Source organism: Serinicoccus sp. JS2-9, from assembly GCF_059025165.1.
This window is the reverse complement of record NZ_CM180091.1, coordinates 3,028,555-3,045,303: the sequence shown is the minus strand read 5'-3', so window position 1 is coordinate 3,045,303 and position 16,749 is coordinate 3,028,555. Positions and strand designations below refer to the sequence as shown.

Sequence of the window (16,749 nt, the reverse complement as noted above, 5' to 3'; positions counted from 1 at the left end):
CTCAAGTAGCTGGTCGGCCTGGTGCCCTACGACGAGACGACGGACTCGATCCGGTTCGTCGTCAAGGGCGGCGTCGACCCGGACAGCCCGCTGGACGACCACGTCCGGCGGCACGGGGACGGCGTCGACGACATCTCCCTCGAAGTGCCCGACGTCGACAAGTGCATCGCGCACGCCCGCTCGATCGGCGCCACCGTCGTGCGCGAGCCGGAGGACCTCACCGACGAGCACGGCACCGTGCGCATCGCGGCCATCGCCACTTAAGCCGAGACGCGGCATACCCTCGTCCAGCGCACCGTGGGTGGCCAGACCTACGACGGTCCCTACCTGCCGGGGTATGTCGCCCGCACCAGCGACTACGTCAAGCGCGAGGGGGAGCCGAAGCGGCTGTTCCAGGCGCTGGACCACGTCGTCGGCAACGTCGAGCTCGGCAAGATGGACGAGTGGGTCACCTTCTACAACACGGTGATGGGTTTTGTGAACATGGCCGAGTTCATCGGCGACGACATCGCCACCGACCACTCCGCGCTCATGTCCACGGTTGTCGCCAACGGCAACCACCGGGTGAAGTTCCCGCTCAACGAGCCCGCGGTGGCCAACAAGAAGAGCCAGATCGACGAGTACCTCGAGTTCTACCGCGGCCCCGGCGCGCAGCACCTGGCGCTCGCCACCGGCGACATCCTCGCGACCGTGGATCACCTGCGCGCCAACGGGATCGAGTTCCTCGAGACGCCCGACTCCAACTACGAGGACCCCACGCCGCGCGAGCGCATCGGCGAGGTCCGCGTGCCGATCGAGGAGCTGCAGAGCCGCGGCATCCTCGTCGACCGCGACGAGGCCGGCTACCTGCTGCAGATCTTCACCCGGCCGCTGCAGGACCGGCCGACCGTCTTCTTCGAGCTCATCGAGCGGCACGGGTCGCTCGGCTTCGGCAAGGGCAACTTCAAGGCGCTCTTCGAGGCGATCGAGCGCGAGCAGGACAAGCGCGGCAACCTCTGAGGCTCGACCGACGGCCCTCGCCGACGCCCTCGGCTGCGGCGAGCAGGTCGACGACGTCCGCTGACCCGCGCCACGGCATACCCTGAACGCGTGCCTGAGCCCGAGAGCCCGCAGCAGTGGTACGCCCGCACCCGAGCCGCGATCGAGCGCGACGGCTTTCGCGAGAGCGACCTGCAGCAGTGGTCGTCCTGGCCCTGGAGCGGTCGCCTCGCGCCCAAGCCGCTCGACCCGCCCGCCGAGGAGGAGCCGCCTCGGCATGGCGCTGGCGGAGAGGGCTGCCGCACGTGCGACGGGGTGCGCACCCTCGACCCGGGGTATGTCGTGTGGCACGACGACCTGTTCGTGCTCGGGCTGCCGCACGAACCGCGGGCTCTGCCGTTCGCGCTCTTCCTCATGCCGCGGCGGCACGCCGACCTGCGTGACCTGACGTCGCCGGAGGCGGCCCGGCAGGGGGAGCTGCTCACCGCGATCGAGGTGGCGGCGACCGAGGTGCTCCCGGTGCCTCGCATCCAGGTCGCGCGGTGGGGTGACGGCGGGGAGCACCTGCACTGGTGGCTCTACGCCCGGCCGACCGGCATGCTCCAGCTGCGTGGCACGTTCCTGTCGCACTGGGACGACCTGCTGCCGCCGGTGCCGGTCGAGCAGTTCCGTGCCGACCAGGTCGCGGTGGTCCGCGCGCTCGCCGCGAGGGTCGGCGGCACGGCGGTGGAGGGGTAGCGCGGCCGCGCGGATAGGCTGATCGGCATGGCTCAGCAAGCAGGGTGGTACGACGACCCCGAGGACCGGGAGCAGCTGCGCTACTGGGACGGCGTGCAGTGGACCAATCATGTCGCACCCAAGCGCAAGCCCAACCTGGACCGCGCGGGTCAGGCGGTGGGTGCCGACGACGCCCGGACCGACGGCGCTCCCGCGCAGCAGGGGTATGGCCAGCAGCGCGAGTCCGTGCCCTACTCCGCCCAGGCGGGTGGCCAGCAGCAGTGGCAGGGCCAGCAGGGAGCGCCGGCGTGGCAGGAGCAGGGCCAGTGGCAGGCCAAGCCCCGTCCCACGACGCCGGACGGTCAGCCCCTGGCGGGGTGGTGGCACCGGGTCGGCGCACGCCTCATCGATGGCGTCGTCATCGCGATCGTCGGCGGGTTCATCGCCTCCCTGGTGGTCCCGGGGTTCATCACCGACCTCATGGAGTGGTCGATGGAGGTCGACGACGCCTTCGCGATCCCGCCGGCCGACCTCGCCGCGGCGCAGGTCCAGTGGACCTTCACCGTGGGGCTCGTCGGCCTGGTCTACGAGATCGTGCTGGTCAGGCTGCTGGGCGGCACGCTGGGCAAGTTGGCCACGGGGCTGCGGATCCGGCTCCGGGACACCCCGGGCCGGATCGGGTGGGGGGCGTCCGTGCTGCGGGCGCTCGTCTATCAGGGGGTCGGGCTGGTGAGCCAGCTCAACGCCGGGCTGAGCTTCCTCGGCTTCTTCCCGCTGCTCGACGTGCTCTGGCCACTCTGGGACAGCCGCAAGCAGGCGATCCACGACAAGGTCGCCCGCACCAACGTCGTCCGGACGCGCTGAGCGGGAGGTCCGTCGGCGTCAGACGGCGGGGAGGATGGTGCCGCGCACCTCGGCGAGACCGATGACCGAGCCGTCCGGCCCGGGCGCGGTGGCCGTGATCGTGACCGTGTCACCGTCCTCGAGGAAGCCGCGCGCGCTCCCGTCGTCCAGGGCCAGCGGTTCGGTGCCGTTCCAGGTCAGCTCCAACAGCGACCCGCGCTCGCCGGTCGGCGCCCACCTGCCGGGTGTCCGTGGCGGCCAGCTCGTCGAGGGCGCAGTCCTGCTCGTCGGCGTCGGGGCTGACCTCGACGGCCACCGGAAGGACGGTCGTGAGCACCTCGCGCCACCGCCCGAAGGCGTCGTGAGCGACCTCGACCCCCACCAGGCCCACCGCCGGGCAGGCCCGCAGCCGCCGCACCGCCTCGATCGCCTCGGCCGGGTCGGTGCCCGGCAGGGCGTCTCGGATCCCGTCGTGGCCACCGGGGAGCTGCAGCCGGGGGCCCATGGCATGGCCAGCCCGATCCTGGGGCTAGCCGGGCTGGAGGCCTCCGTGGGCGTCGTGGCGCTGCAACGCTTCACGACCTCCGACGTGGCCGGTGCGGTGCGGGACGCGGCCGCCGCCGTGGCCACCTCGGTGGGCGGCTGAGCGCGCCTGCCGCGGACGTGGAAGCATACGAGGGTATGAAGCGGGCCCTGATCATCGTCGACGTCCAGCACGACTTCTGCGAGGGCGGGTCGCTGCCGGTGACCGGCGGCATTGCCGTCGCCGCAGCGATCAGCGCGCATGTCGAGGGGCACGCCGTGGACTACGACGCCATCGTGGCCACGGCCGACTGGCACGTGGACCCGGGCGAACACTGGGCCACCGAGGGCGACCCCGACTTCGCGACGTCCTGGCCGGTCCACTGCGAGGTCGGGACCCAGGGTGCGGACTTCCGGCCCGAGCTCGCCGGAGCGCTGGCCCACGTGCAGGAGATCTTCCGCAAGGGGGAGCACGAGGCGGCCTACTCCGGCTTCGAAGGCAGCGCCTCCGTCGACGGCGAGCTCGTCGGGCTGGGGGAGTGGCTGCGCGAGCGGGGGATCGGCGCGGTGGACGTCTGCGGCATCGCGACCGACCACTGCGTGCGGGCGACCGCCCTCGACGCGCGGCGCGAGGGCCTGGCGACGACGCTGCTGGAGGACCTGTGCGCCGGGGTGGCCCCTGAGACCACCGACGCTGCGCTGACCGAGATGCGCGAGGCGCGGGTCACCGTCCACTCCGGCTGACGGTTCTTTCCACCAGCGCCAGGACGTGTCAGCATCCCGCGCATGACGCTGTCCCACCGAGGCCGCGTCATGGGCGGGCGAGACCCGCACGAGGCCCACCGCGCCGCCACACCGCTCGAGCTGCTCTACGACCTGGTCTTCGTCGTCGCCTTCGGGGTCGCCGGCTCCCAGCTCGCGCACGCGCTCGCCGCGGGTCACATCTGGTAGGGCATCATCGCCTTCGTCTTCTGCATGTTCGGCGTGATCCTCGCCTGGGTGTCCTTCACCTGGTTCGCCTCGGCCTACGACACGGACGACTGGATCTACCGCACCCTGGCCTTGGTCCAGATGACCGGCGTCGCGCTGCTGGCCCTCGGCATACCGGACATCTTCCACTCCATGGAGGAGGGCGGCGTCTTCCACAACGAGGTGCTGGTCGCGGGGTATGTCGTCATGCGGGTCGCCCTCATCGCGCAGTTCCTGCGCGCCGCACGCCGTGATCCCGAGCGGTGCTCGATCCTCATGACCTAGGTCGTCGGCTGGTCGATCGCGCAGGTGGTGGGTCTACTTCGTCATCCCCGCGGCGGACGTGCTGGAGGAGCGGCGAGACGCAGCGCCGCTCTACAACGTCCTGCACTACCCGATCTACATCTCCATCGCGGCCGCGGGCGCCGGGCTGCACGTGGTGTCCTACCTGCTGGACGCCGAGCACGCGGGCTTCGAGGTGACGATCGGCCCGGTCGGCACCGTGCTCTCCGTCGTCCTGCCTGTCGCGATCTTCGTCGCTCTCGCCTTCGGGGTGTATGCCCTGCTGCTGCGCACCGACGGCCGACACGACGGCTTCCACCTGGGGCTGCTGGTCGGCACGCTGCTCGTCGCCGCGGCGGGTGTCCTGGTCGTGGCCCTCGGCGCGCCGGTCATGGTCGGCATCCTCGTCGCGTCGTTCGCGCCGGTCTTCTCGATCGTCGGATACGAGTGGCGGGGACACCAGCACATGGAGTCCGAGGTCGAGCAGCTGAGCAGCTGACGCCCCCTCGACGTCCCGGGCGACCGGCCGTGCCCTGGCCGGTCCGGCCGCGGGCTCAGCCCCAGTCGTCGAGATAGGTCGTCGGCAGGGCGGGGTCGCCGTGCGAGAGCCGCAGCGCGCGCTGCGGCAGCTCGGCCCTGGCGACCTCGTGGTGGGCCCGCGCGGACTCCACGTCGGTCGGGGTCACCACCTCACCGTCGCGCACGAGGGGGACCAGCAGCTCGCGGTCGTCACCGTCGTCGACCGGCTGCTCGTGGATGCCGAGGATCTCCTCGGCGGCGACGCCGTCGGTGCGGCGACGGAGGGCATACTTGCGACCGCCCACGCTGGTCTTGTCCTTGCTCGCCTTGGCGACCCCCTCCATCTCCCCGGAGCCGCTCTCCCGGCTGACCAGCTTGTAGACCATGCCGGCGGCCGGGTGCCCAGAGCCGGTGACCACCTTGGTGCCCACGCCGTAGGCGTCGACCGGGGCGGCCTGCAGGGCGGCGATGGCGTATTCGTCGAGGTCGGAGGTGACCACGATGCGGGTGTCGGTCGCACCGAGCCGGTCCAGCCGGCCCCGCACCTCGAACGCCTGCTGCACGAGGTCACCGGAGTCGAGCCGCACGCCGCCCAGCTGCGGCCCGGCCAGCTCGACCGCGAGCTCGACGGCGCCAGTCACGTCGTAGGTGTCGACGAGCAGCGTCGTGGACATCCCGAGGCTGGCGAGCTGGTTCGCGAAGGCCTCCCGCTCGTCGTCGTGCAGGAGGGTGAAGGAGTGCGCGGCCGTGCCCATCGTCGGGATGCCGTGGCGCCGCCCCGCCTCGAGGTTGGAGGTGGAGGCGAAACCCGCGAGGTATGCCGCTCGCGCCGCTCCGACGGCGGCCTGCTCGTGGGTGCGGCGCGAGCCCATCTCGATGCACGGGCGGTCGTGCGCGACCGCGGTCATGCGCGAGGCGGCCGAGGCGACGGCAGAGTCGTGGTTGAGCACCGACAAGAAGAGCGTCTCCAGCACGACCCCCTCGGCGAAGCTCGACTCGACCACGAGCAGCGGGGAGCCGGGGAAGTAGATCTCGCCCTCGGCATACCCCCAGATGTCGCCGGTGAAGCGGTAGTCGGCGAGCCACGCCAGGGTGCGCTCGTCGACGACGCCCTGATCGGCGAGGAAGGCGATCTCCTCCTCGCCGAAGCGGAAGTCGCGCAAGGCCTCCAGGGCCCGACCGGTGCCCGCGACGACGCCGTAGCGGCGCCCGTCGGGGAGCCGGCGGGCGAAGGCCTCGAAGACGCAGCGCCGGTGCGCGTGACCGCTGGCCAGCGCGGCCTGGATCATCGTCAGCTCGTAGTGGTCGGTCAGCAGTGCGGTGCTCGGGCTCACGGTCGTCAGCCTATGGTGGGCGGGTGCCGATCGAGAGTCCGACGCCGCCGGCCCCGCCCGCCGACCCGCAGACCACCCCGCAGGAGGGCGGCCAGGTCGCGGTGCTCGACCGCCCCGACACCCCCTGGATCACCCTCGTGTGGAACGACCCGGTCAACCTCATGAGCTATGTCACCTGGGTCTTCCAGACGCACTTCGGCTACAGCCGCGCCAAGGCGGAGAAGCTCATGATGGACGTGCACTCCGAAGGGCGCGCGGTGGTCTCCACCGGCACCCGGGAGAAGATGGAGGCCGACACCGAGGCGATGCACGGCTACGGCCTGTGGGCCACCTTCCAGAAGGACGACTGAGCGATGGCGCGTGCGTTCCGGCGCAAGGGCGAGCGGCTGGTGGGCTCCTTCGACGCCGAGGAGCTGGCCCTGGTGGCCCATGTGCTGCGGCTGACCCGCGACTTCGTGGCCCCCGAGCGGCCCGACACCGGTGACCCCTTCCTCGACCTCGTCGCGGGCCTGGGCGAGGAGGTCGACCCCGAGGAGCCGAGCGACCCGGCGCTGGCCCGGTTGCTGCCGCCGGCCTCCCGGGACGACGACGAGCAGGCGGCGGAGTTCCGCCGGCTCACCGAGCACGGGCTGCGCCAGCGCAAGGCGGCCACGCTCTCGACCGCCATCGCCGCGCTGGAGCAGGCGGAGCCGCCCCGGCTGGAGCTGGACCTGGACCAGGGGCGGGCGCTGGCGATCGGGCTCACCGACGCCCGGCTCATCCTGGGCGAGCGGCTCGGCCTGCGGGAGGACTCCGACTCCGAGCGGCTGCACGACGAGCTGGAGGCGACGCTGGCCGGGGAGAGCGAGCTGGACCCGGCGACGGCGCAGCAGATGGCCTACTACGACTTCCTCTCCTGGGTGCAGGAGTCGGTGACGATCGCGCTCATGGCGCGCTGACGGCATACCCCCGCGCCTCTCCCCGAATTCGACCACCGGAAGCGCTGCCACGGCGACGATTCCCGTGGTCGAAATCCACGGTCGGTCGGCGAAGTAGGCTGGCGCCCATCATGACGACCGACGCCACGCCCCACGCCGCCCCCGCTCCCGCCGATGCCGAGGCCACCGGTGCCGACGTCCGGGTCCGCTTCTGCCCCAGCCCGACCGGCACGCCGCACGTCGGCCTGGCCCGGACGGCGCTCTTCAACTGGGCGTATGCCCGGCACCACGGCGGCACCCTCGTCTTCCGGGTCGAGGACACCGACGCGGCGCGCGACAGCCAGGAGTCGATGGACCAGATCGTGGAGGCGCTGGCCTGGCTGGGCATCGACTACGACGAGGGCCCGGGGGTCGGCGGCGACTACGGGCCCTACCGGCAGAGCGAGCGGGCCGACCTGCACGCGGATGTCGCCCGTCGGCTGCTCGAGGCGGGGCTGGCCTACGAGTCGTTCAGCACGCCGGAGGAGGTCGAGGCGCGGCACCGGGCCGCCGGTCGCGACCCCAAGCTGGGCTACGACAACCACGACCGTCAGCTGAGCCAGGAGGAGAAGGACGCCTTCCACGCCGAGGGGCGTGAGCCGGTGCTGCGGCTGCGGATGCCCGAGGAGGACATCACCTTCCACGACCTGGTCCGCGGCGAGGTGACCTTCGGTGCCGGCTCCGTGCCCGACTTCGTCATCGTGCGGGGCAACGGTCAGCCGCTCTACACGCTGGTCAACCCGGTCGACGACGCGATGATGCGGATCACCCACGTCATCCGCGGGGAAGACCTGCTCTCCTCGACGCCCCGGCAGATCGCGCTCTACCGCGCCCTCGTCGAGATCGGCGTCGCCGAGCGCGTGCCGACCTTCGCCCACCTGCCGCTGGTGCTCGGCGAGGGCAGCAAGAAGCTGTCCAAGCGCGACCCGCAGTCCGATCTCTTCCTGCACCGGGAGCGCGGCTTCGTGCGGGAGGGGATGGTCAACTACCTGTCGCTGCTCGGCTGGTCGATCGGGCCGGACCGCGACATCTTCGAGCCCGAGCACCTGGTCGCGGCCTTCGACGTGCGCGACGTCAACCCCAACCCCGCCCGGTGGGACCAGAAGAAGGCCGAGTCGATCAACGGCGACCACCTGCGTCGGCTCTCGCTGGCCGAGTTCACCTCCCGGCTGCTGCCGGTGCTGCGGGAAGCCGGGGTCCTGGGGGAGCAGTCCGGGATGGGTGAGCTGGCCCGGCTCGAGGCGATCGCCGACCTGATCCAGACGCGCATCCAGGTGCTCTCCGAGGCGGTGCCGATGGTGGCGCCGTTCTACGTCCGCGGTGAGGAGCTGGAGATCGCCGAGGACGCGCGTGGGCAGCTCAAGGACGACGCGGGGGCGGTGCTCGATGCCGCGATCGCGGCGCTGGAGCCGATCTCCGGGGCGGCTCCGCAGCCGCTCGGGGGAGGGGTCGAGTGGACCCACGACCGGATCGAGGCGGCGCTGCGCGAGGCGCTGGTGGAGGGGATGGGGCTCAAGCCCCGCTTCGCCTTCGGGCCGCTGCGCACGGCCGTCTCGGGGCAGCGGATCAGCCCGCCGCTGTTCGAGTCGATGGAGATCCTCGGCAAGCACGAGACCCTGGACCGACTCGCCCGCCTGCGCGCGTCGCTCTGACCCGCTGCGCCGGTGCCCACCCGCACCGGACGCGCGTTCGTCCCGCACCGGACGCGCGTTCGTCCCGCACCGGACGCACGTTCGTCCCGCACCGGACGCGCGTTCGTCCCGCACCGGACGCGCGTTGGTCACGTGCCGGGGCGCGTCGTGGCGGGGATTTGGGTCGGCGTGGAGCTCACGGTAGAGTGGTTGATCGGTTCGCCGCCCTGACAGGGGCGGAGATACCCCTTGGGGTATGGTGTAATTGGCAACACGGCTGATTCTGGTTCAGTTGTTCTAGGTTCGAGTCCTGGTACCCCAGCGCGAGATGGAGCACGGCTCCGATTTCGTGGAGAACTCACCGTTCAGGTAGGCTCTCCCCTCGGCGCAGACAGCGTCGGACATGGCCCCGTTGTGTAGCGGCCTAGCACGCCGCCCTCTCAAGGCGGTAGCGCGGGTTCGAATCCCGTCGGGGCTACCCGTGTCGAGCGGCCCTCATCGCGAGCAGCGATGGGGGCCGCTTCGCGTTGCGCCCCACGGTATGTCGTGGGCTGGCGCGTGTAGCGTGGCGGACGCGGGCGCCACGCTCGCCGAGCCGAGCAGCGAGGAGGACGCGGACGTGAACAAGGCAGATCTGATCGACGCCCTCGCGGGGCGTCTGGGGAGCCGGGTGGCGGCGGCCGCGGCCGTCGAGGCCCTGGTGGACGTAATCCTGCGCGAGGTCGCGACAGGGGGAACGGTCGGCATCACCGGCTTCGGCACCTTCGAGAAGGTGGACCGCGCGCCCCGCACCGGGCGCAACCCTCGCACGGGTGAGGCCGTGCCCATCGCCGGCACCAGCTCCCCGCGCTTCCGCCCAGGCAGCTACTTCAAGGACGTCGTCGCCGACCCGGCCACCCTGCCCGTGGAGGGACTCGCGGGCGTGCGGGGCGGCGGAAGCGGGGGAGATGCCGAGCCTCAGTCCGCCCCGACGGTGAGCGAAGGCGCCCCGACCTCGGTGCGCCGGGCGCGCTCGACGCGGCCCCCGGGGCGCGGGCCCGCCGGGCGCCCGGACTCCCCGACGCCGCGGGATCGTCGCGCGGCCGAGTCAGGTACGCCCAGCACGGTCCGGAAGACCACTCCTGAAACCGACGACGCCCAGGCGCGGGAGGCCGCGGTCGAGGACGTCGCGGCAGACCCGTCCCCTGCCGCCGACCAGAAGGCCGCGGCCGGCGGTCGCGTCTTCGCCAGCGGTGAGGACATCACGGCCAGCATGATCACCGCCAAGAAGGCACAGCTCGCGAAGGTGAAGAACGACGAGAAGGCCAAGAAGGCGAAGAAGAAGGACAAGAAAGCCGCGAAGAACACGAAGGCCGCGAAGGACAAGGCCAAGGGCAAGGGAAAGAAGAAGTCCACGAAGAAGTAGCCACCGAGCGTCGCGCATGTTTGCTCAGACCCCGACCGGACGTCGCGAAGGGTTGCTCGAGGCCTCACCGGGCGTCGCGAGTGGTTGCTCACATCCCGACCGGGCATCGAAGGGTTGCTGCGGGGCGCTGTCAGACGATCGGCTCGCCCGGCCCGATGCCCACGATCCACAGGCGGGTCACCATCGTGCCCGGCGCCTCTGGATCTCCGGACACCTCGATGCTGACCCGCTGCCCGAGCCGCAGGTGGCGCAGTCCGCTCGCCTCGAACACCGGCGCGTCGAACGGCAGCACCCGCCCGGTGTCGAGCAGCACCTGACCGGTGAGCTCCTCGAGGTCGAAGGTGTGGACGCTGGCCTGCACGGCGTCAACCCTACGTCGTCACACGGCCAGGCCGGAGCAGATCGTGCGTCCGGTGCGTGCAGACCGTGCGTCCGGTGCGTGCAGACCGTGCGTCCGGTGCGTGCAGACCGTGCGTCCGGTGTGTGCAGACCGTGCGTCCGGTGCGCCAGGAGGGGACGACGGCTCAGCGGCTGGTGCGGGCGGCGAGCACCGCGGACGTGCGGGTGCCGACCCCGAGCTCGATTGCGCTCGCCAGATCGTCAGTGGTGTCGACGTCCCGCCGCAGCCGCGGCAGGCCCAGGTCCAGCCGGGTCGCTCCCACGGCATGCCGCGCGGCAGAGCCGCGCCCGAACTCCGGCTCCGGTATGCCGTCTCGCGCGGTCAGCAGTACCGTCCCGCTGCCGTCCGCATCGGGCACCACTGCCCGGTCGTGCTCACCGCAGGCCGCCAGGGCGGTCAGCAGGTCCTGGGGGCGCAGTGCCGGGAGGTCACCCAGCAGGACCGCCACCCCGGCGTGCTCGGCGAGCCTGGCCCTCGCCCTCTCCAGGCCCGCCCGCACGGCCGCGTTGAGCCCGCGCCCAGGATCGGCGACCGACCCTGCCCCCAGCTCCTGCGCCAGGGCGAGCGCCTCCGGATCAGAGGTCACGACGGTGACGCTGCCGCGTCCGGGCAGGAGGGCACGGCATACCGCGTCGACGGTGTCGCCCGCCATGGCGCGCGCGAGCTCGGGACGGGACCACGGATCCGGTGGCGCGAGCCGGCTCTTGGCCCGGCCCGCCTCCTTGACCGGGACGACGAGGTGCCACCGCTGCGGGGGAGCCGCGCCGTGCGGGTCGGGGGCAGGCTCACCGGTCACGGGAGCATCCTCGCCAGCGTGGCGCCCGGATGCAAAGATGACGGCGTGAAGCGCCGCCCCCTCCGTCAGCGCGTGCCGTGGTCCTACCACGCCGTCATCGCGACCGTCCGCCCGCTGCTCATGGGCGTGACCCGCCGCGACTGGTCGGGGGCCGAGCACCTGCCGACGGGCGAGGGCTTCATCGTCGCCGGCAACCACTACTCCGAGGTGGACCCGCTCATGCTGGCGCACTTCCTCGTCGACCACGGGTGCGCGCCGTTCTTCCTCGCCAAATCCTCGCTCTTCGAGGTGCCGCTGCTGGGGCGGGCCCTGACCCACCTGGAGCAGGTGCCGGTCCATCGCTCCAGCTCCCGCGCTGGGGATGCGCTCGTGGCCGCGCGGGAGGCGCTGGCCGAGGGGCGGTGCATCGCGATCATGCCGGAGGGCACGCTGACCCGCGACCCCGACCTGTGGCCGATGAAGGCCAAGTCCGGCGTCGGGCGGCTCGCTCTCACCAGCCGTGCCCCCGTCGTGCCGATCGCCCAGTGGGGCGCGCAGGAGGTGCTCGGGCACTACGCGCGCCGCCCGGGCAACCTGCTCAAGCGGCCCGTCCAGCACGTGAGCGCCGGGCCGGTGGTCGACCTCGCCGACCTCTACGATCGTGCCGAGGATCCGCGTGCCCAGGCGGAGGCGACGCGGCGGGTCATGGCGGCGATCACCGAGCAGCTCGCCGGGATCCGGGGCGCGGAGCCGCCCGCCGAGCCGTTCGACCCCGCGCGTCGGCGCGAGGAGGGGGAGGTATGACGCGCGCCGCCATCTTCGGCGCCGGCAGCTGGGGCACGGCCTTCGCCCAGATCCTGGCCGACGCCGGAGCCCACCGGGTCGTCCTGTGGGCGCGCCGGGAGGAGATCGCGGCCGGGATCCGCGAGGAGCACCGCAACCCCGACTACCTCCCCGAGGTCGAGCTCGACCGGGTCGTGACCGCGACCACCGACCCGACGGAAGCCGCCGCCGGTGCCGACCTCGTCGTGCTGGCCGTGCCCTCGCAGAGCCTGCGCGACAACCTCGCCGAGTGGGGTGACCAGCTGCCCGACGACGCCCCCGTCGTCTCGTTGATGAAGGGGATCGAGCTGGGCACGGGGCTGCGGATGAGCCAGGTGGTGCAGGAGTGCGGCATCGAGGGGCGGCGCGTCGTCGTCGTGACCGGGCCCAACCTCAGCCGCGAGATCGCCGCTCGGCAGCCTGCGGCGAGTGTCGTCGCCGGAGCCGACCACGCCGCGGCCGACCGCGTCGCTGCGGCGTGCATGACGCCCTACTTCCGTCCGTATACCCAGACCGATGTCGTCGGCGCCGAGCTCGGCGGAGCGGTGAAGAACGTCATCGCGCTGGCGGTCGGCATGGCCGAGGGGCTGGGCTACGGCGACAACACCAAGTCCAGCCTCATCACCCGCGGCCTGGCCGAGACGGCGCGGCTCGGGCAGGCGCTCGGCGCCGACCCGGCCACGCTCATGGGACTGGCCGGCGTGGGCGACCTCATCGCCACCTGCATGTCGCCGCTGTCGCGCAACCACCGGGTGGGTGTGGCGCTCGGGCAGGGGCAGACCATCGAGCAGGTGCTCGCGGTGCCGCACCAGACCGCCGAGGGCGTGAAGAGCTGCCGTAGCGTCGTGGAGCTCGGCGCCAGCCAGGGCGTCGAGATGCCGATCTGCCAGGGCGTCACCGCGGTCGTGGCCGGGCAGATCACCCCCGAGCGGCTCACCGGCGAGCTCATGACCCGCGCCCGCAAGCACGAGCGGCACTGATCGCCCGCGTTCAGCAACCACTCGCGACGCTCGGTGGGTGTGGGGCCAACCATTCGCGACGCTCGGTGGGGGATGACGGCTGACGCCGACCGGACTGACTAGGCTCGTGCCGATATGGATGCGGCGACCGGACCTCATACCCCTGGACTCCCCACGGCGGGCACCTCCTCCGACGGAGCCGCGGCGGCAGCCACTCCCGAGCCGTCGGGAGTCGACGCCGGTCGGACCCGGGTCGCGCTGGTCTTCGGCGGACGCTCCGAGGAGCACGCCATCTCCTGCGCCACGGCCGCCAGCGTGCTGCGCGTGCTCGACCGGGAGCGGTATGACGTGGTGCCGGTCGGCATCACCCGCGAGGGGCACTGGGTGCTCGTGGACGACGACCCGGAGGCGCTGGACATCCGGGACGGACGGTTGCCGTCGGTGACCGACACCGGCCGCCGCGTCATCGTGCCGCTCGGTGGGGTCGAGCACCAATGGACCTGGGTGGGCGGCGACGGCGGCGTGCACCCGATCGGGGAGGTGGACGTCGTCTTCCCGCTGCTGCACGGGCCGTTCGGCGAGGACGGCACCATCCAGGGGCTGCTGGAGCTGGCCGACCTGCGCTACGTCGGGTGCGGGGTGACCGCGTCGGCGACGATGATGGACAAGCACGTGATGAAGGTGCTCTTCGCCTCCGTCGACCTCCCGGTCGGACCCTACGTCGTCGTCACCGACCGGCAGTGGCGCCGCGACCGCGCTGCGGCGCTGGACGCGGCGTCGGCGCTGCGCTTCCCGGTCTTCGTCAAACCGGCGCGCGCGGGGTCGTCGGTCGGGGTCTTCAAGGTGGATCGGCCCGAAGATCTCGAGGTCGCCGTCGAGAAGGCCCGCGACCACGACCCGAAGGTGCTCGTCGAGCAGGGCATCGAGGGGCGCGAGGTCGAGTGCGGGGTGCTGCAGGGGCGCGGCGCGCAGCCGCCGCGGATCAGCGAGTGCGGTGAGATCGTCGTCTCGGGCGGGCACGACTTCTACGACTTCGAGGCGAAGTATCTCGACGAGGCCAGCGTGCAGATCACCGCGCCCGCTGACATCCCGCCGCAGGTGCGCGAGGAGATCCACCGCATCGCTGCCCTGGCCTTCGAGGTCGCGGACGGCGAGGGGCTGTCGCGGGTCGACTGCTTCGTCACGCCGGGTGGCGAGGTGACCCTCAACGAGATCAACACCATGCCGGGCTTCACGCCCTACTCCATGTATCCCCAGGCCTGGGCCGCCTCCGGCGTGAGCTATCCGGAGCTGGTCGACGAGCTCATCACGCTCGCGCTCGAGCGCCCGGTCGGGCTGCGGTGAACGGGCGCACCAGCGCGCACGGACACCGGCACAGGTAGGCGGTCACTCCGTCAGCGAGGTGCACTCGCCGAGCGTCTGCTCCACCTGGCGCGCGGCGTCGTCGAACTCGGGCAGCAGCATCGGGTGGCTGTCGTAGACCGCGGGCACGAGCACCTCGATCGCCGGGTCGCGGCCGTAGGTCGTGAACATCGTGCCGCCGTCGTCGAGGGTCGTCGCGACCCAGTCGACGCCGGACACGTCGACGCAGGGGTCGGTCGTCGGAGCCGGCGTCTGCTTGCCGCAGCGGGCCACGATCGGCGGGTCCCCCCACGCCGCGACGCCACGCGACTGCACGGCGGTCACCCGCGGCTCGTAGGGCCCGACGGTCTCGGGCCACCGGGCGGCCACCTGCTGGCAGGCCTCGGAGTCGGAGGCGTCGAAGGGCACCGCGCGGACAGCCTCCTCACCGCAGGCGGCCAGGAGGAGGCAGGCGGCGAGGAGGACGGAGGGACGTCCGTCGGCGCGCAGGGTGGCACCGGGACGCGTCGCACGGTGCCGCCGGCCGTCGCCTAGAGCTCGACGACAGTGCATGTGGTGGTGCGGGTGATGCGGGGGACCTGCTGGATGGGCGAGATGACGTCGCGTCCCAGCTCGCTCACCGTGGCGGCCTGCACCTCGGCGATGACGTCGTAGGGCCCGGCCACGTCCTCGGCGGTCACCACCCCGGGGATCTGCCGGATGGATGCGGTCACCTGCGCCGACGCGCCGACCTCGGTCTGCACGAGCATGTATGCCTTGATCACGAGCGCCCTCCTCCGGCCGCGGTTGGTGGGAGGTTACCGTGCGGGGGTGAGCGCGAGCGACGGCGGAGGGCCCGACCCCCGCGGCGAGTTCGGCGGAGCTCCACCCGCAGACGGTCCGGTGCTCGGCGGGGTGGGGGAGCGGGGTGTGCTCGCGGAAGTCTTCGCCGCCCTCGCTGACCAACCGACCGACGGCGTGCTCGTCGGCCCGGGCGACGACACGGCATACCTGAGGGTGGGGAGCGGTGCGGTGCTCACCACGACGGACACCATGGTGCGTGGCCACGACTGGCTCGACGCGTGGTCCACGCCGCACGACGTCGCGACCAAGGCGATGACGCAGAATCTCGCCGACCTGGCCGCGATGGGCGGCGTCGGCACGGGTGTGCTGGTGACCCTCGTCGCGGACGATGCGCTCCCGGTGGCCTGGGCCCGCGGGCTGGCCGAAGGACTCGCCGCGGCGGCGCGCGGCACCGGTGTCCCGGTGGTCGGCGGAGACCTCAGCGCGGCTCCGCCCGGGCTGGTGGCGGTGTCGGTGACCGCCCTGGGAGAGCTGCCGGACGGCGTGGACGCGCCCGTGCTGCGCAGCGGCGCGGCTCCGGGTCAGGCGCTGGCCGTCTCTGGTCCCCTCGGCCGGTCGGGCGCGGGGCTCGAGTTGCTGCGGGCGGGGGAGCGGCAGGGCGACCTCGTCGACTACCACCGGCGACCGGTCACGGATCTCGCCCAGGGCCCCGTCGCCGCCCGGGCGGGTGCCACCGCGATGATCGACGTGTCCGACGGGCTCGGGCGCGACGCTGACCGGGTCGCCCGCGCGAGCGACGTGGTGCTGCGTCTGGACCCCGCTGCGGTCGAGACCCTCGCGGCTGGGCTGGCCCCGCTGACGGGTGCTGCGGCATACCGGGCGGTGCTGAGCGGGGGTGAGGAGCACGAGCTGCTGGCGACCTTCCCGCCGGGCGCGGTGCCCTCAGGGTGGGTCACCCTCGGCGAGGTGCTGGCGGCCGACGACCGGGGCCCGGCTGTGCTGCTCGGCGAGGAGCGGCTCGACCCGCGGCGCGGCGGCTGGGACCACTACGGCGGCTGAGACCCTGGCGGCAGCGTCGACGGCGACCGCGACGGGGTCTGCGGAGCGACCGTGCTCGCGGACGAGAAAGCCGGCGTCACCCGAGGGTGGCGCCGGCTCGTCTGCCGAGGAGGGTCAGGTCAGCGGGTGACCTTGCCAGCCTTCAGGCAGGAGGTGCAGACGTTGAGACGCTTCGAGGTCCCACCGGCCGTCGTGCGGACGCGCTGGATGTTGGGGTTCCAACGGCGCTTCGTGCGGCGGTGCGAGTGCGAGATGCTGTGACCGAAGCTCGGTCCCTTGCCGCAAACGTCGCAAGTGGCAGCCACGGTGTTCTCCTGAGGGTCGTTCGGTGAGTGGTCAACGGGCCTGCGGCACGGGGGCCAGCAGGCAACCGGTCCAGAGTACCGGACGCCGTCCGCACCACCCAAATCATCGACTGGCCGCGCAGTTTGCC

20 protein-coding genes, 2 tRNA genes and 2 pseudogenes are annotated in these 16,749 nt (G+C 72.5%); 17 read left to right on the top strand and 7 right to left on the bottom strand.

What is annotated here, in order from left to right:
* The first annotated feature begins 9 nt into the window (after positions 1-9).
* From hppD to AC5PYY_RS14730, 3 genes and pseudogenes are all read left to right on the top strand, one after another.
* Positions 10-999: pseudogene (hppD, locus tag AC5PYY_RS14740) on the top strand (4-hydroxyphenylpyruvate dioxygenase).
* A gap of 90 nt (positions 1,000-1,089) precedes the next feature.
* Positions 1,090-1,716, top strand: a complete 627-nt coding sequence (locus tag AC5PYY_RS14735) for an HIT family protein (protein WP_493897541.1) — start codon at positions 1,090-1,092, stop codon at positions 1,714-1,716.
* A 27-nt stretch (positions 1,717-1,743) separates the two neighbouring features.
* Entirely contained in the window at positions 1,744-2,559 is an 816-nt protein-coding gene (locus AC5PYY_RS14730) for an RDD family protein (RefSeq protein WP_493897540.1), read from the top strand.
* Between the two features lie 18 nt (positions 2,560-2,577).
* On the opposite strand, the gene AC5PYY_RS14725 is transcribed toward AC5PYY_RS14730, so the two are convergent.
* Positions 2,578-2,745 carry a hypothetical protein gene (locus AC5PYY_RS14725; RefSeq protein ID WP_493897539.1) on the bottom strand — a complete coding sequence of 56 codons (168 nt, stop codon included), beginning with the start codon at positions 2,743-2,745 and terminating at the stop codon, positions 2,578-2,580.
* On the opposite strand from AC5PYY_RS14725, the gene AC5PYY_RS14720 reads away from it, so the two are divergent.
* The 4 genes and pseudogenes from AC5PYY_RS14720 to AC5PYY_RS14705 all read left to right on the top strand — a co-directional run bounded on the left by AC5PYY_RS14720 (position 2,723) and on the right by AC5PYY_RS14705 (position 4,810).
* Complete coding sequence (locus AC5PYY_RS14720) at positions 2,723-3,184, top strand: hypothetical protein (RefSeq protein WP_493897538.1); 462 nt, start codon at positions 2,723-2,725, stop codon at positions 3,182-3,184. The two genes, AC5PYY_RS14725 and AC5PYY_RS14720, sit on opposite strands and share 23 nt — an antisense overlap.
* 35 nt (positions 3,185-3,219) lie before the next feature.
* Positions 3,220-3,804 carry an isochorismatase family protein gene (locus tag AC5PYY_RS14715; RefSeq protein WP_493897537.1) on the top strand — a complete coding sequence of 195 codons (585 nt, stop codon included), beginning with the start codon at positions 3,220-3,222 and terminating at the stop codon, positions 3,802-3,804.
* A 42-nt stretch (positions 3,805-3,846) separates the two neighbouring features.
* Positions 3,847-4,314 (top strand): annotated as a pseudogene (locus AC5PYY_RS14710) (low temperature requirement protein A).
* Positions 4,315-4,372: 58 nt separating this feature from the next.
* The gene (locus AC5PYY_RS14705; RefSeq protein WP_493897536.1) at positions 4,373-4,810 is read left to right on the top strand and encodes a hypothetical protein; all 438 of its coding nucleotides are present in this window, start codon (positions 4,373-4,375) and stop codon (positions 4,808-4,810) included.
* Positions 4,811-4,865: 55 nt separating this feature from the next.
* Here the strand turns inward: AC5PYY_RS14705 and AC5PYY_RS14700 are convergent, their stop codons facing one another.
* The gene (locus AC5PYY_RS14700) at positions 4,866-6,164 is read right to left on the bottom strand and encodes a nicotinate phosphoribosyltransferase (protein WP_493897535.1); all 1,299 of its coding nucleotides are present in this window, start codon (positions 6,162-6,164) and stop codon (positions 4,866-4,868) included.
* A gap of 101 nt (positions 6,165-6,265) precedes the next feature.
* Here AC5PYY_RS14700 and clpS point away from each other — a divergent pair, with 101 nt between their 5' ends.
* From clpS to AC5PYY_RS14670, 6 genes are all read left to right on the top strand, one after another.
* The gene (clpS, locus tag AC5PYY_RS14695; protein WP_493899389.1) at positions 6,266-6,514 is read left to right on the top strand and encodes an ATP-dependent Clp protease adapter ClpS; all 249 of its coding nucleotides are present in this window, start codon (positions 6,266-6,268) and stop codon (positions 6,512-6,514) included.
* Positions 6,515-6,517: 3 nt separating this feature from the next.
* The gene (locus AC5PYY_RS14690) at positions 6,518-7,102 is read left to right on the top strand and encodes a DUF2017 family protein (protein WP_493897534.1); all 585 of its coding nucleotides are present in this window, start codon (positions 6,518-6,520) and stop codon (positions 7,100-7,102) included.
* 110 nt (positions 7,103-7,212) lie between these two features.
* Entirely contained in the window at positions 7,213-8,772 is a 1,560-nt protein-coding gene (gltX, locus tag AC5PYY_RS14685; RefSeq protein ID WP_493897533.1) for a glutamate--tRNA ligase, read from the top strand.
* A gap of 229 nt (positions 8,773-9,001) precedes the next feature.
* Positions 9,002-9,073, top strand: a tRNA-Gln gene (locus AC5PYY_RS14680).
* 83 nt (positions 9,074-9,156) lie between these two features.
* Positions 9,157-9,229 (top strand) — tRNA-Glu (locus tag AC5PYY_RS14675).
* Between the two features lie 87 nt (positions 9,230-9,316).
* Positions 9,317-10,156, top strand: a complete 840-nt coding sequence (locus AC5PYY_RS14670) for an HU family DNA-binding protein (RefSeq protein ID WP_493897532.1) — start codon at positions 9,317-9,319, stop codon at positions 10,154-10,156.
* 130 nt (positions 10,157-10,286) lie between these two features.
* On the opposite strand, the gene AC5PYY_RS14665 is transcribed toward AC5PYY_RS14670, so the two are convergent.
* Both AC5PYY_RS14665 and cofC read right to left on the bottom strand, forming a co-directional pair.
* Positions 10,287-10,517 (bottom strand): hypothetical protein, encoded by a 231-nt coding sequence (locus AC5PYY_RS14665; protein ID WP_493897531.1) that lies wholly within the window; start codon positions 10,515-10,517, stop codon positions 10,287-10,289.
* A gap of 163 nt (positions 10,518-10,680) precedes the next feature.
* Positions 10,681-11,352 carry a 2-phospho-L-lactate guanylyltransferase gene (gene cofC / locus AC5PYY_RS14660; protein ID WP_493897530.1) on the bottom strand — a complete coding sequence of 224 codons (672 nt, stop codon included), beginning with the start codon at positions 11,350-11,352 and terminating at the stop codon, positions 10,681-10,683.
* A gap of 45 nt (positions 11,353-11,397) precedes the next feature.
* Here cofC and AC5PYY_RS14655 point away from each other — a divergent pair, with 45 nt between their 5' ends.
* From AC5PYY_RS14655 to AC5PYY_RS14645, 3 genes are all read left to right on the top strand, one after another.
* On the top strand, positions 11,398-12,135 hold the full coding sequence (locus tag AC5PYY_RS14655; RefSeq protein WP_493897529.1) for a lysophospholipid acyltransferase family protein: 738 nt from the start codon (positions 11,398-11,400) through the stop codon (positions 12,133-12,135).
* Positions 12,132-13,133, top strand: a complete 1,002-nt coding sequence (locus AC5PYY_RS14650; protein WP_493897528.1) for an NAD(P)H-dependent glycerol-3-phosphate dehydrogenase — start codon at positions 12,132-12,134, stop codon at positions 13,131-13,133. The genes AC5PYY_RS14655 and AC5PYY_RS14650 overlap by 4 nt, the downstream gene beginning before the upstream one ends.
* A gap of 114 nt (positions 13,134-13,247) precedes the next feature.
* The gene (locus tag AC5PYY_RS14645) at positions 13,248-14,456 is read left to right on the top strand and encodes a D-alanine--D-alanine ligase family protein (protein ID WP_493897527.1); all 1,209 of its coding nucleotides are present in this window, start codon (positions 13,248-13,250) and stop codon (positions 14,454-14,456) included.
* 42 nt (positions 14,457-14,498) lie between these two features.
* On the opposite strand, the gene AC5PYY_RS14640 is transcribed toward AC5PYY_RS14645, so the two are convergent.
* Positions 14,499-14,963, bottom strand: a complete 465-nt coding sequence (locus AC5PYY_RS14640; protein WP_493899388.1) for a DUF3515 family protein — start codon at positions 14,961-14,963, stop codon at positions 14,499-14,501.
* 41 nt (positions 14,964-15,004) lie between these two features.
* Positions 15,005-15,238 carry an Lrp/AsnC ligand binding domain-containing protein gene (locus tag AC5PYY_RS14635; protein ID WP_493897526.1) on the bottom strand — a complete coding sequence of 78 codons (234 nt, stop codon included), beginning with the start codon at positions 15,236-15,238 and terminating at the stop codon, positions 15,005-15,007.
* Positions 15,239-15,284: 46 nt separating this feature from the next.
* Between AC5PYY_RS14635 and thiL the strand changes: the two genes are divergently transcribed.
* Positions 15,285-16,316, top strand: coding sequence for a thiamine-phosphate kinase (thiL, locus tag AC5PYY_RS14630; protein ID WP_493897525.1), 1,032 nt, complete (start codon positions 15,285-15,287; stop codon positions 16,314-16,316).
* A gap of 119 nt (positions 16,317-16,435) precedes the next feature.
* Here thiL and rpmB read toward each other — a convergent pair whose 3' ends face one another.
* Positions 16,436-16,621, bottom strand: coding sequence for a 50S ribosomal protein L28 (gene rpmB, locus AC5PYY_RS14625; RefSeq protein WP_151525143.1), 186 nt, complete (start codon positions 16,619-16,621; stop codon positions 16,436-16,438).
* Positions 16,622-16,749 lie beyond the last annotated feature (128 nt).